This is a genomic window from Protofrankia sp. Cr1 (genome assembly GCF_963555865.1).
Lineage (GTDB): Bacteria > Actinomycetota > Actinomycetes > Frankiales > Frankiaceae > Protofrankia.
Genome location: NZ_CAUVXO010000110.1, coordinates 1 through 12,921, shown reverse-complemented (window position 1 = coordinate 12,921; position 12,921 = coordinate 1). Strand labels below are relative to the sequence as shown.

Below are 12,921 nucleotides of genomic sequence, written 5' to 3'. Positions count from 1 at the left end.
GCCGTGAGCGGCGAGGCCGGCCAGGTCAGCGCGGCCCGGCGGAGGGACGTGCTGGACGCTCTGCGGCGCGGCGCGGTGCCGGCGGCCGGGCTGGACCTGCTCGCGGTCGGGCTGGACCGGTTCGAGCGCGCCGCTGCCGAGGACCTGGCCGCCGTCGCCGCCGGCGGGTCGGTGTTCAAGGCTGTCCGCGGCGAGTACGGCTCCGGGAAGACATTCTTTACCCGCTGGCTCGCCGAACAGGCGAAGAAGGCAGGCCTCACGACCGCCGAGGTGCAGATCTCGGAGAACGAGACCCCGCTGCACAAACTGGAGACCGTCTACCGCCGGCTGACCGAGCGGCTGACCACCGCGACGTTCCCACCGAGCGCGCTGCGGCAGGTCGTCGACGGCTGGTTTTACGCGCTGGAAGAGGACATCCTCGCCACCGACGAGGCAACGGGCGACGAGGCAACGGGCGACGAGGCAACGGGCGACGACGCCGCGGCGCTCGATCGGGCCGTCGGCGAGCTGGTCGACCGGCGACTCGCCGAGGTCGGCCGGACGGCGCCCGCGTTCGCGGCTGCGCTGCGTGGCTACCGGGCGGCGCTGGCCGCCGGCGACGAGGCGACGGCGGCGGCGGTGCTCGCCTGGCTCGGCGGGCAGCCGCACGTCGCAGCCAGCGCCCGCCGGGCCGCCGGGGTGCGCGGTGATCTGGACCATTTCGGGGCACTTGGCTTCCTGCAGGGGCTGCTGGTGGTGCTGCGGGACAGCGGCTTCCGCGGCCTGCTCCTCGTCCTCGACGAGGTCGAGACCCTGCAGCGGGTCCGGTCCGACGCGCGGGACAAGGCGCTGAACGCGCTGCGCCAGCTCATCGACGAGGTCCACAGCGGCCGCTTCCCCGGCCTGTTCCTCGTCATCACCGGAACGCCGGCCTTCTATGACGGCCCGCAGGGGGTGCAGCGGCTCGCGCCGCTCGCGCAGCGGCTGGCGACCGACTTCACCGCCAACCCGAAGTTCGACAACCCGAGGGCCGTGCAGCTGCGGCTGGCCGGGTTCACCGAGGCGTCGCTGGTCGAGCTCGGCGGACGGGTCCGGGACCTGTACGCGGCCGGTTCGTCGGGCAATGCGGCCGGGCGGATCGAGAAGCTCGTCGACGACGCCTATCTCGGGGAGCTGGCCGGGGCGGTCGCCGGGCGGCTCGGCGGGAAGGTAGGCGTCGTGCCCCGACTGTTCCTGAAGAAGCTCGTCGGGGACGTGCTCGACCGGGTCGACCAGTTCGACGACTTCGCCCCCCGGCGCGACTACCCGCTGACCATCGGCGCAGCTGAAATGACCGACCTGGAACGCAACGCCGCCCGCGCCGACGACATCGACCTGGATCTGGAGTGACCGTCGAGCCGGAGGCGCCCGCCGCCGACGCGGCGGATCTGCTGCATCCGGTGATGTTGCACCACATCGCGAACACTTTGCAGTGGCCGGGGCTGCGGCCGTTGCAGGAGGAGGCGGTCGCGCCGCTGCTCGCCGGTTCGGACGCGCTGCTGCTCGCGCCGACCGCCGGAGGGAAGACCGAAGCGGCGACGTTCCCGATCCTGTCGCGGATGGCGGCCGAGAACTGGCAGGAGACGTCGGTCCTGTATCTTTGTCCGTTGAAGGCGCTGCTGAACAACCTGATGCCCCGGCTGGAAACCTACACCGGCTGGCTCGGACGCCAGGCCGCTGTCTGGCACGGCGACGTGACCGAAGGCCGGCGCAACCGGATCCGCCGCGAACGGCCCGACGTCCTGCTCACCACGCCCGAGTCACTGGAAGCGATGCTCGTCAGCGTCCGCACCGACCATCGCGGCTTCTTCGCCGGCGTCCGCGCCGTGATCGTCGACGAGGTCCACGCGTTCGCCGGCGACGACCGTGGCTGGCACCTCCTCGCCGTCCTGGAGCGGCTGCGCCGGATCATCGCCGCCGAACAGGTAGCCCATGTTTCCTGGGAGCTCCAGGTCATCGGCCTGTCGGCGACTGTCGGGAACCCGGCCGAGTTGCTGCGCTGGCTGCAGGGTTCGGGCGCGGGCCGGCGCCCGGCGCAGGTCGTCGCGCCGGACCTGCCGGCCGCGCTTTCCCGGCGGTCTCCCCCGGCCACGGCCACGACCCCCGTGGCCGGGGGTGTGGTGAGCGAGATCGAGCTGGACTACGTCGCCTCAGTGCCGAACGCGGCAAAGGTGCTGGCCGCCCTGCACCGGGGCGAGAAGCGGCTCGTGTTCTGCGACTCGAAGAAGATCGTCGAGGAGCTTGGTCAGGCGCTGCGTTCCCTCGGGGTGGCGACGTTCCTCTCGCATGCGTCGCTGTCTGTCGATGAGCGGCACCGATCTGAGGAGGCCTTCGCCCAGGCCCGGGACTGCGTGATCGTCGCCACCAGCACGCTTGAGCTGGGCATCGACGTCGGCGACCTCGACCGGGTCATCCAGATCAACGCTCCGGGAACCGTCGCATCGTTCCTGCAGCGTCTCGGCCGTACAGGCCGCCGGGCGGGTACGACCCGCAACTGCCTGCTCCTCGCCCTGAACGAGAGTGCGCTTGTGCATGCCGCCGGGCTGTTGTTGCTGTGGGGCCGCGGCTGGGTGGAGCCGGTCGTCGCCCCGCCGGAGCCACGGCACATCGTCGCCCAGCAGCTGCTCGCGTACTGCCTTCAGGAGAACCGGGTCGGCGACCGCACCTGGGTGGACGAGTGGAACGGCCTCGCGCCCTTCGACCGTTCGGCGGAGCCGATCGTGCGCCACCTCGTCCGCATGGGCTACCTGGACTCCGACGGCGGCATGCTGTTCGTCGGCCCGGAGGCGGAGCGCCGCTTCGGCCACCGGCACTTCTCCGAGCTGACCGCGGTCTTCACCGCGGCGCCCGAGTTCACCGTCCTCAACGGCCGCGACGAGATAGGCCGCACGGACCCGGTCCTGCTCACCGACCCGGTCGAGGGCCCGCGGCTGCTGCTGCTCGCCGGTCGCAGCTGGCGGGTCACCCACATCGACTGGAAACGCCGCCGCTGTTTCGTCGAGCACGCCGAGGGCGGCGGCCGGGCCCGCTGGCTGACCCCTGCCGACGGCGCCATGTCCTTCGAGCTGACCAGAGCGATGCGGGAGGTCCTGCTCGGCGCCGACCCGCCGGTCCCCCTCACCCGCCGAGCGACGGAACGGCTCGCGGTCGTCCGCGAGAACCACCTCAACGTCGTCCACCCGGGCGGCACGATGATCGTCCGAACGGAAGACCTGACCGACGTCCGTTGGTGGACCTGGGCCGGCGAACGCGCCAACCGCGCCCTCACCGCGAGCCTCGGCGACCTCGCCGACCCCCTCCAGGCCCCGACCGCCTCCTACCTGCGCTTGCGCACCGACCTGACCCCGCCCAGGTGGAAGGCAGCGACCGCGGACCTGGAGTCCCGCCTCTGTCTCCCCCACGTCACCGACGAGGCCCTGGCCGGCCTCAAGTTCAACACCGCACTCCCCCCGCGCCTGGCCGAAGCCACCCTCGCCACCCGCCTCGTCGACCTCCCCGCCGCCACCACCGTCCTGCGCGAGCCCGTCCGGTTCGCCACCCTGGGAACCTGACCGATCTCGTTGGTTTCAACGACGATGTGTCGACCGACCACGCCTTTGGCCCGCGCGTGCAACTGTTCGTCCCACCGGACGTCGACACAGCGGGAAGCGACGCTGGACCGGCACCCAGTCACCAGCCCGCCCCAGCAACATCCCGCAGGTTCACCGAACACTTACGGTGAAACAGTGAGCCAGTTCGTGGGCGTCGCGGGTCCGGTCCGCCTCGTAGAATTCCTCGCGCAGCCGCTCCTCGGCGGTCTGCTCGACCCGGCCTATGGTCAGTCGCAGGATGGGTGGCGCCATCAGCGACGTCACGACGGCGACCAGTACGATGATGGTGTACATCTGCGGGCTCAGCACCCCGAGCCGCAGGCCGACCATCGCGATGATGACCTCGATGACCCCGCGGGCGTTCATTCCGGCGCCGAGCGCGAGCGCCTCCCAGTGTCCCATGCGACTCAGCCGCGCACCGGCGTAGGCGCCGGCAAACTTGCCGAGCACCGCGGCGAGCAACACACAGAGACCTGCGATCAACACCGCCGGCCGACCCAGCAGGGTGAGATCCATCCGGAGCCCGGCGGTCGCGAAGAACAGCGGGGCGAGGAAGGACATCACCGTGCTGCGCAGCGGGGCCAGCCTGGCGGCGCCCAACCCACCACAACTGTTGATCATAATTCCGCAGACGAAGGCCCCGAAGACCGCCTCCAGGCGCATCGCCTGCGTGGCCGCCGCGCCCAGCAACACCAGCACTATCACCAGTGTCACCGTGACGCCGCCGTTGCGCGCCCGGTCCGAGGTGTCGGCCAGCCGCAAGGCTCGCCGCACGAAGGGGCGGGCGAGCACGGCGAGGGCGATGACGAGGGCGATATAACCAACCGAGAGCATGACGCTACCGGCCTGCACACCTCCGGTCGCGATGCCGGAGACGATCGCCAGCAGCAACCAACCGACGACGTCATCGATCATGGCCGCGCTCAACATGAGCTGCCCGATGTTGCGGTGCAGCATCCTCAGGTCCATCAGGGTCTTGGCGATGACCGGGATCGCGCTCACTCCCATCGCCACGCCGAGGAACAGCGCGAAGGTGCTCCGCTCGGCGGAACCGGGGACCAGCGAGCCGGGCAGCAGCACCCCGGTGGCCACGCCGAGACCGAACGGGATCACTATGCCGGCAATGCTGATCCGGACCGCGGTTAGCCCCCGGCGGCACACCAGATCGAGGTCCAGGTGGATGCCGGTGATCCCGACGAGCAGCAGCACGCCCACCTGCCCGACCGCGTCGAGCAGGTGGAACTGGGCCACGTCATGGGGCAGCAGCCAGCCCTGTAACCCTGGCGCAATGTGCGCCAGCACCGAGGGCCCGGCCAGTACCCCCGCGAGTAGCTCACCGACGATGGCCGGCGCGCCGACCCGGACCGCCAGCCTGCCGAGCCCGAGCGCGAGCAGCAGCAACAGTCCGACCTGGAGCAAAAAAATCAGTAGCGCGTGCGCACCGATCGGCGCCACGGGTCCGGCCGCGAGCGGCATACGACACCCCCACTGCAACCCACCGGTTGACTTCGACGAGTCCACGGTACGTAACACCTATAAAGGGGTTCTAAAGCGGCAATTCTACATTTGATAGGCAACAGGCCTGACTGACCGGAGCCGCTCGGGCGACAGCTGGTGACCAGGAGCGACGAAATCCGCACCGGGCCCCCACCGAGCCCGCACTTAGTGATCAGCGCATCACGCGGCCGGCGAAGGACGCGATGACCCTTGCGACGTCGCCGGGGGCGCGCAGGTTCGCCAAGTGGCCCTGCCGGGGCAGGATTACGGTGGAGTCGACGTGGGGCAGCACGTCAGCCAGCGCGTCCAGCCGTCGGCGCAGGTGTGCGGGACTTCGGCCGCCGCCGAGCAGCAGTGCGGGCAGGTCGAGGTGGGCGTACCGGTCCAGGCCGACGCCGAGTGACTCGATGGCCTCGGCGTCGGCGAGCTGGGCGGGCGCGTACCCGCACAGTTCATCCCAGATCGACGGCATGAGTCGTAGGGCGGCGACACCGGCTGCCGACGCCTGCACGATCTCGCACAGGTAAATGCTCATCGCTCGGTCCGGGTCGCCTGCGTCCAGCGCGGCCCTGGCCCGGCGCAACGGGTCGCCGCCGAGCGGCTCGGTGATCGCGAGTGGTGGCTCATACAGCACGATCCCGGCAAATCTCGATGGCGCGGCCAACGCGCCCTGCAGGGCGACCACCGCGCCGGACGAATGCCCCACCATCAGCAGCGGCCCGTCGACCGCGTCAGCCACCGCGAGCACATCGCCGACCTCGCCAGCCATCGCGTCCGTCCCAGCCGGCGGCGGATCACAACGGTAGGTCGGCCGGTCGAAGCGCAAGACCCGGAAGCGTTCCACCAGCACCGCCGCGACCCCCGCCCACGAGGAGCCGTCGGTGGATCCGCCATGCACAAGCAGGATCGCCGGCCCCTGCCCTTCATCGGTCACGACGATCGTGCGATCATCTGCGCCGGCCACGACAAGTTCACGGTTCGTCACCACGGTACGGCCGCCGCTGGAAACGAGTCCGTGGCGGCGGCCGTACCAAGCACCGTCACGTGCCCGTGGCGCGGAGTCGACCCGCTGGGTGGGCACGACCGACGCTGATCCGGTGGGGCATCTGGACTCCCTGCACTCGGAGTACCACAGGCTGCATTGCCGACTGACCACCTCGGCATCATTTTATGTACCATAATAGGATCGATCCGGCCCGGTCCAGCGCCCGGGAGACGACGGCGAGTTGGGTGACGGCCTCGGTACAGTCCCGGCCACCCCGGAACCTAATGGGAGCTACCGGGCCGTTGTAGGGCAGGCTCGGTGCCGGTAGCCGCCGGCGGGTGAGCACTCTCGGAACCAGGACATCGAGTCCTATTGACAGACCGTGCCCCCACCGGTGGTCGGGAGAGTTGACCGCTGATGGGATGTCGTCGCCCGCCCCGCTGTGGCGTGAGCACTTGACCATTAGGTCGCTGGTGGTTCTCCCGCGGGCTGCTGATGTTTCTGTCGGCGTAGACGGGAGACGCGGGATGCTGTTCGTCGGGAACGACTGGGCTGAGGATCATCATGATGTGGAGGTTCAGGACGAGGCCGGCCGGCGGTTGGGTAAGGCCCGGTTGCCCGAGGGTGTGGTCGGGATCGGCCGGTTGCACGAGCTGACCGGCCGTTTCTTACCGGAGGGTTCGGCTCCGGACCAGGTTGTAGTCGGGATCGAGACGGACCGGGGTCCGTGGGTGCGGGCGCTGGTCGCGGCCGGCTACCAGGTGATCGCGGTGAATCCGCTGCAGGCCGCCCGCTACCGGGAACGGTCCTCGACGTCGGGGGCGAAAAGCGACGCCGGTGACGCGCACGCCCTGGCGGACATGGTCCGCACCGACCGCCACCAGCTTCGTCCGTTGGCCGGGGACAGCGAACTGGCGGAGGCGGTCAAGGTCACCGCGCGGGCGCACCAGACGCTGGTCTGCCAAGCTTTTTGAGACATCATGATGTTGAAGTTGTGGGTTGATCCTCCTCGATTTCGATCTTCGATGGGGATCGGTTGATCCAAACCCGTCTGGGCAGCTCCGGCGTCCGCGGCGGGCCACGGTGAAACCGTTCCGGATGTTCGACATAGGCCGTGTCCAGGGCGAAGTCGCGGGTGCCGTAGATACTGGTGAAGTTATCCGGGAACGCCGGGCAGTACCTCTGGCGCTACCAATAGATCAGTGGGCTTGATCCGGACCTGATCGCCTCGTCCGGCAGAGGTACCTACGGGGGCACGCCGCCCCGCCCGCTAGGTTGCAAATCGACGAAAACCGCTGCCTAGCAGGAAGAACGGCGTGACACAGTCCAAGGTATGGCGTCGTGTGTTCGGTGTCGAGCACACGGTCGTGGAGAAGATCGAACTAGTCGAGGCGACCGATAAGATCGTCGCCCACGTCCGTCTCTACAGCAACCGCGCGAACCGGTGCTCCCGCTGTGACCGTAAGTGCCCGGGGTGCGACCAGGGCAGTGGCCGGCGCCGCTGGCAAGGCCCTGACCTCGGCACCGCGAAGGTCGAGCTCGAGGCCGACGCGCCCCGGGTCAGCTGCCCTGAACACGGCGTGGTCGTCGCCGCCGTCCCGTGGGTCCGGCCGAAGTCGGGTTTCACCCGCGATTTCGAGCAGCTGTGCGCCTGGCTCGCCAAATACATGCAGAACAACCGGGTCGCCGGCCTCCGCCGTATCGGGGTCGACGAGATCTCGTACAAGAAAGGCCACCACTACCTGACCGTCGTCGTCGACCACGACACCGGCCGGATCGTGTGGGCGGGCGAGGGCCGTTCCAAAGACACGCTGAAGAAATTCTTCGAGCTGCTCGGCGAGGAACGCTGCAAGAAGATCGCCACCGTGGTCGAAGAGCTTTGCCCGCAGGCGAAGCGCTGCATGGACCCGTTCCACGTGGTCGCGTGGGCGACCAAGGCCGTCGACACCGTGCGGCGGCGGACGGTCAACGACCTGCACCGCTCCGGGCGGGGGCGGGCCGCGGCCGATTCGAAAGGCACCCGGTGGGCTTTGCTGAAAAACCCGGAGAACCAGACCGGGGAACAGCGCACCACGGTCGCCTCCATCAAGAGAACGAACGGGAAGCTGTACACCGCCTACCTTTTGAAAGAACAGCTGCGGGAGGTTTTCAAAGTCGGGGGCGACGCGGGGAAGAAGCTGCTGGCGGGCTGGTTGGCGTGGGCTTACCGCAGCCAGCTCCCGGAATTCGTGGCTGTCGCCAGGACGGTGGAGACGCAGCGGCTGGCGATCCGGAACACACTCGAATACAGTTGCTCGAACGCCCGCTCCGAGGCGACCAACACCCACCTGCGCCAGCTCACCCGGGGTGCCTACGGCTACCGCTCGCCCGAGGCGCTGATCGCGAGGGCGACGTTGACCCGCGGCGGCTTGGACGTCGTTCTCCCGGGCCGGGCCGCTTGATCCACGATCAGCTACCCACTGATCTTACCCAAGAGCCAAACTTCGCTACTGCATGATGGCCGCTGTAGCCTGCGGGCGCCACCTATGACGAATCCCCACCGCGGACAGCGGTTTCCGGTGCTCGTGCCGAGGTGCCGGCATCGGCTCTGTCCGGGAAGGAACACTGTGAGGTATGAGATCTTGGGGCCACTACGTGTCGTCGGCGGTGGGGGCATCTCCTTCATCAGCGCTCCGAAGATTGAGATCCTGCTCGCTGCGCTGGTCATTCGCGCCGACCACGTGGTTGGCACCGACCAGCTTATCGACGAGATCTGGGGGGACCGGGCGCCGCGCCGGGCCACGGCCGGGCTGCACGTGTATATTTCAGAGCTGCGTAAGTTCCTCAGCCGCCTAGACCATCCGAACAACCGGATCGTCACCAGGCAACCGGGCTACCTGCTGAACCTGGGCTCCGACGATATGGACGTCCAGTTGTTCCTCGACCGGGTCGCCGTCGGCCGCAAGCAGGCTCGGGAGCGGTGTCATGAGGAGGCCTCGGACCGCTTCGAGAGCGCGCTGGCCCTCTGGCGCGGGCCCGCGCTCGGGGGTCTGGGTGCCGGATCGATGATCGAGGCTTTCGTATCCTCGGTCTCCGAATCCCGGATGGAGTGCACCGAGCTGCTGGTCGATTCACAGCTCCAGCTCGGTCGTCATCGGGAGGTGGTGGGTCGGCTGTTCTCGCTTGTCACGGAGTTTCCGCTGCGAGAGACCTTCTACCGGCAACTGATGCTGGCCCTGTACCGGTCCGAGCGCAGGGCCGACGCGTTGAAGGTCTACGAGTCGGCGCGCCGCACGCTGCACGACGAGTTGGGGCTTGAGCCGTGCCGCGCGTTGCAGGACATCCAGCGGGCGATCCTGGCAGGCGACGACCGCGCGCTTCTGGACACCTGCGCCGCCGTATGACCGGCGCGGTCCGGTGGCTCGGTGGCTCGGTGGCCCCGAGCGCCCGGTGGCCCGGCCCTGGCGGTTTGGGACGGACTTAGCCCGCCTTAAGGGCCACGGGCGACAGTGGGGAAAGCCCCACTCCGTCGAGGAGGCCACCCGGTGCGCGTGCCAGACGTTTCGATTAGCGGGATCGGAGTCTTTCTTCCGGAGACGGTGAGTGTCGAGCAGGCCGTCGCGATGGGCCGGTACTCGCTGACCGAGATCGACCTTCACGAGTTGGCCGGAGCGGCCGTCTGCGGCGACCTGCCGGCGCCGGAGATGGCCCTGCGGGCCGCGCGGGAGGCGCTGGAACGCTGCGGACAGCGCCCGGACGAACTGACCCTCCTGCTCTACGCCGATTCGTGGCACCAGGGGCCGGACGGTTGGCAGCCGCAATATTATCTGCAGCGCCACCTGGTCGGCGGCAACCTGCTCGCGGTCGAGGTCCGGCACGGCTGCAACGGCATGTTCAGCGCCATGGAGTTGGCCGCTGGTTTTCTTCGTACCGGGCCGCCGCAGGCCGGCGACCGCCCGCAGGCCGCGCTGCTGGTCGCCGCGGACAACTTCGGCACCCCGCTGATGGACCGGTGGAGCATGGGCCCGGGGTACGTGGCGGGGGACGGCGCCAGCGCGGTGGTCCTCACCACGGCGCCGGGTTTCGCCAGGCTGCTGGCGGTCGGGTCGGCCGCTGTCCCCGAGGCCGAGGAGATGCACCGCGGCGGCGAGCCGCTGTTCCCGCCCGGGCCCACGGTCGGGCGGAGCCTGGACTTCACCGCGCGCAATGCCGCCTTCCGGAACCGGGCGATCGCCGACGGCACGGGCACCGCCGTGCTGCTGCGGGTCCACCAGCGGACCCTGCAGCTCGTCGAGCGGACCCTGGCCGAGGCGGACATCGGAATCGGTGACATCACGCGCGTCGCGTACATGAACTACTCCCGGGAAATCGTCGAGCAGCGGTGCATGGCGGCGCTGAACCTGCCGATGTCCATGTCCACCTGGGACTTCGGCCGGACCGTGGGTCATCTCGGCGCGAGCGACCAGATCGTCTCTCTTGATTATCTACTGCGCACCGGAGCTCTGGTGCCCGGCGACCACCTGCTCATGCTCGGCGTGGGGCCCGGGGTCACCCTTTCCTGCGCGGTAATCAAGATCTTGTCCCAGCCGCCCTGGTGCGGGTAACGACCATCACCAGAAAAGAAATCGACGGAGGGAGCCGCCATGACCGACCACGAGGTCACCGAGAAGCTTGTCGCCTTCATTCAGGAGAACCTCCTGCCCGACGATCAGGACGACATCATGGTGGACGAGACGACGCCGCTGCTGGACCTGGGCGTCCTCGATTCACTGAAGACGGCGATCCTGCTCAACTTCATCCGCAGGGAGCTGAAGGTCGAAGTTCCGCCCCAGGCACTCAGCGCGCGCAACTTCATCGACGTGCGCAACATCACCAATATGATCACCAGTCTCGAGGTCACTGCTACCAACAGTTGAGGGAGAAACCGGATGAAGCATGATTTCGATGTCGCGGTCATCGGTGGCGGTCCGGCGGGTTCCACCACCGCGTCCTACCTCGCCGCGGCCGGCTTGTCCGTGGCCGTGTTCGAGAGTGAGACCTTTCCCAGGCCCCACGTCGGTGAGTCACTCGTGCCGGCGACCACCCCGGTGCTGATCGAGATCGGCGCCATGGACGCTGTCGAGGCCGGCGGCTTCGTCCGGAAGTACGGTGCGGCGTGGACCTCCGCGGAATCGCGAAAGGTGCCCCACAACGGGTTTACCGGGCTCTACCAAGACTTCCAGGCGGCTGACGTGATGTTCGTCGAAAGGGACCAGCCCGGGGTCGACCGCGACCATACCTTCCATGTCGACCGGGGCAGGTTCGACAGCATCCTGCTCAAACACGCGCAGAGCCTAGGCGCCGCGGTGTTCAGCGGGGTCCGGGTGCTCACCGTCGACCTGGACGGTGATCCGGACATCGTCACCCTGACCTGCCGGATGGGACCGCGCGAGGTCGACTTCACCGCGCGTTTGGTGGTCGACGCGTCTGGCCGGCAGACCCTGCTCGGCCGGCAGCTCAAGGTGAAGGTCCCCGACCCGGTGTTCAACCAGTACGCGATCCACACCTGGTTCGAGGGACTCGACCGGGCGGCGATCGCGTTCGAGCCCGCGAAGACGGACTACGTTTACACCCACTTCCTACCCATCAAGGACACCTGGGTGTGGCAGATTCCCATCAGCGACACCATCACCAGCGTCGGGGTGGTCACCCAGAAACGGCGGTTTACGGCGGCGAACACCGACCGGGAGCGGTTCTTCTGGGACTTCGTCAGCAGCCGGCCCGACCTGTACGACGCGCTGCAGCGGTCCAAGCGGATCCGCCCGTTCAAGCCCGAAGGCGACTACAGCTACGCGATGAAGCAGATCCGCGGCGACAAGTTCGTCCTAGTCGGGGACGCGGCCCGGTTCGTGGATCCGATCTTCTCCAGCGGGGTGAGCGTGGCCCTCAACAGCGCGCGACTGGCCGCCAAGGACATCATCGCCGCACACCAGGCCGGCGATTTCGGCAAGGAGCGCTTCACCAGGTACGAAGGCAAGCTTCGGCGGGCCGTGAAGAACTGGTACGAGTTCATCTCCATCTACTACCGGCTCAACGTCCTGTTCACCGCGTTCGTCCAGGACCCGCGGTACCGTATCGACGTGTTGAAGATGCTTCAGGGCGACTTCTACGACGAGGACGAGCCCAGGGCACTGCCGGCCATGCGGGAGATCGTTACGGCGGTGGAGAACGACCCCGAGCACCTCTGGCACCCGTATCTCGGAACGCTGCGGTCCCCGACCGCAGCCCCGGCCTTTTAGCCGTGAATCCCTTTGGCCACCAATCCATGTCAGGAGGCGAGGATGGGCATACCAGTGGTGCGCACGGAGCGCCAACCCCCGCGCGCCGGTGCCGAGCCGGTCGCGGTGATCGGCGCGGCGTGCCGGTTCGCCGGCGGCGTCAACTCACCCGACGACTTCTGGGACATGCTGGTCAGCGGCCGCGACGCGAATGGTGACGTGCCGGAGGAACGCTGGCGGAACTATCGGCAGCTAGGAGGCGACTATGCGGCGGCGGTACGGCGCGCAACGGCGCGGGGATACTTCCTTTCCGACATCGAAGGGTTCGACGCCGAGTTCTTCCGGCTGACCCCACGGGAAGCCGAGCTGATGGATCCGCAACAGAGGATCCTGCTCGAGGTCGCCTGGGAGGCCCTGGAGTTCGCCGGAATCCCGCCCCAGGATCTCGCGGGCGGCGACGCCGGCGTCTTCGTCGGCGTCGGTTCCGACGACTACGGACGCCGCATGCTCGAGGATCTGCCCAGGATCGAGGCGTGGACCGGCATCGGCGCCGCCGTGTGCGCGGTGGCCAACCGCATCTCGTATGCCCTGGACC

The 12,921-nt window shown here is 68.5% G+C and carries 10 protein-coding genes and 1 pseudogene; 9 read left to right on the top strand and 2 right to left on the bottom strand.

Annotated features, from left to right (window positions below):
• The first annotated feature begins 3 nt into the window (after positions 1–3).
• On the top strand, positions 4–1,368 hold the full coding sequence (gene brxD, locus U9980_RS11495) for a BREX system ATP-binding protein BrxD (protein WP_416210237.1): 1,365 nt from the start codon (positions 4–6) through the stop codon (positions 1,366–1,368).
• Positions 1,369–1,421: 53 nt separating this feature from the next.
• Positions 1,422–3,569 (top strand): DEAD/DEAH box helicase, encoded by a 2,148-nt coding sequence (locus U9980_RS11490; protein WP_416210236.1) that lies wholly within the window; start codon positions 1,422–1,424, stop codon positions 3,567–3,569.
• A 150-nt stretch (positions 3,570–3,719) separates the two neighbouring features.
• On the opposite strand, the gene U9980_RS11485 is transcribed toward U9980_RS11490, so the two are convergent.
• Both U9980_RS11485 and U9980_RS11480 read right to left on the bottom strand, forming a co-directional pair.
• Positions 3,720–5,084, bottom strand: a complete 1,365-nt coding sequence (locus U9980_RS11485; protein ID WP_322767901.1) for a cation:proton antiporter — start codon at positions 5,082–5,084, stop codon at positions 3,720–3,722.
• Between the two features lie 193 nt (positions 5,085–5,277).
• Complete coding sequence (locus tag U9980_RS11480; RefSeq protein WP_322767900.1) at positions 5,278–6,186, bottom strand: alpha/beta hydrolase; 909 nt, start codon at positions 6,184–6,186, stop codon at positions 5,278–5,280.
• A gap of 431 nt (positions 6,187–6,617) precedes the next feature.
• On the opposite strand from U9980_RS11480, the pseudogene U9980_RS11475 reads away from it, so the two are divergent.
• From U9980_RS11475 to U9980_RS11445, 7 genes and pseudogenes are all read left to right on the top strand, one after another.
• Positions 6,618–7,049 (top strand): annotated as a pseudogene (locus U9980_RS11475) (IS110 family transposase); the annotation flags it as partial.
• 357 nt (positions 7,050–7,406) lie between these two features.
• Positions 7,407–8,531 carry an ISL3 family transposase gene (locus U9980_RS11470; protein ID WP_322767899.1) on the top strand — a complete coding sequence of 375 codons (1,125 nt, stop codon included), beginning with the start codon at positions 7,407–7,409 and terminating at the stop codon, positions 8,529–8,531.
• 165 nt (positions 8,532–8,696) lie between these two features.
• A complete protein-coding gene (locus U9980_RS11465; RefSeq protein WP_322767898.1) occupies positions 8,697–9,473 on the top strand; it encodes an AfsR/SARP family transcriptional regulator in 777 nt (258 codons plus the stop codon).
• Positions 9,474–9,614: 141 nt separating this feature from the next.
• The gene (locus tag U9980_RS11460; protein WP_322767897.1) at positions 9,615–10,673 is read left to right on the top strand and encodes a ketoacyl-ACP synthase III family protein; all 1,059 of its coding nucleotides are present in this window, start codon (positions 9,615–9,617) and stop codon (positions 10,671–10,673) included.
• 39 nt (positions 10,674–10,712) lie between these two features.
• Positions 10,713–10,985: an acyl carrier protein gene (locus U9980_RS11455; RefSeq protein ID WP_322767896.1), complete on the top strand. Its 273-nt coding sequence runs from the start codon at positions 10,713–10,715 to the stop codon at positions 10,983–10,985.
• Between the two features lie 12 nt (positions 10,986–10,997).
• A complete protein-coding gene (locus U9980_RS11450; RefSeq protein WP_322767895.1) occupies positions 10,998–12,347 on the top strand; it encodes an NAD(P)/FAD-dependent oxidoreductase in 1,350 nt (449 codons plus the stop codon).
• 42 nt (positions 12,348–12,389) lie between these two features.
• Positions 12,390–12,921 (top strand): polyketide synthase (locus U9980_RS11445; RefSeq protein ID WP_322767894.1); only part of this gene is annotated, 532 nt, incomplete at its 3' end.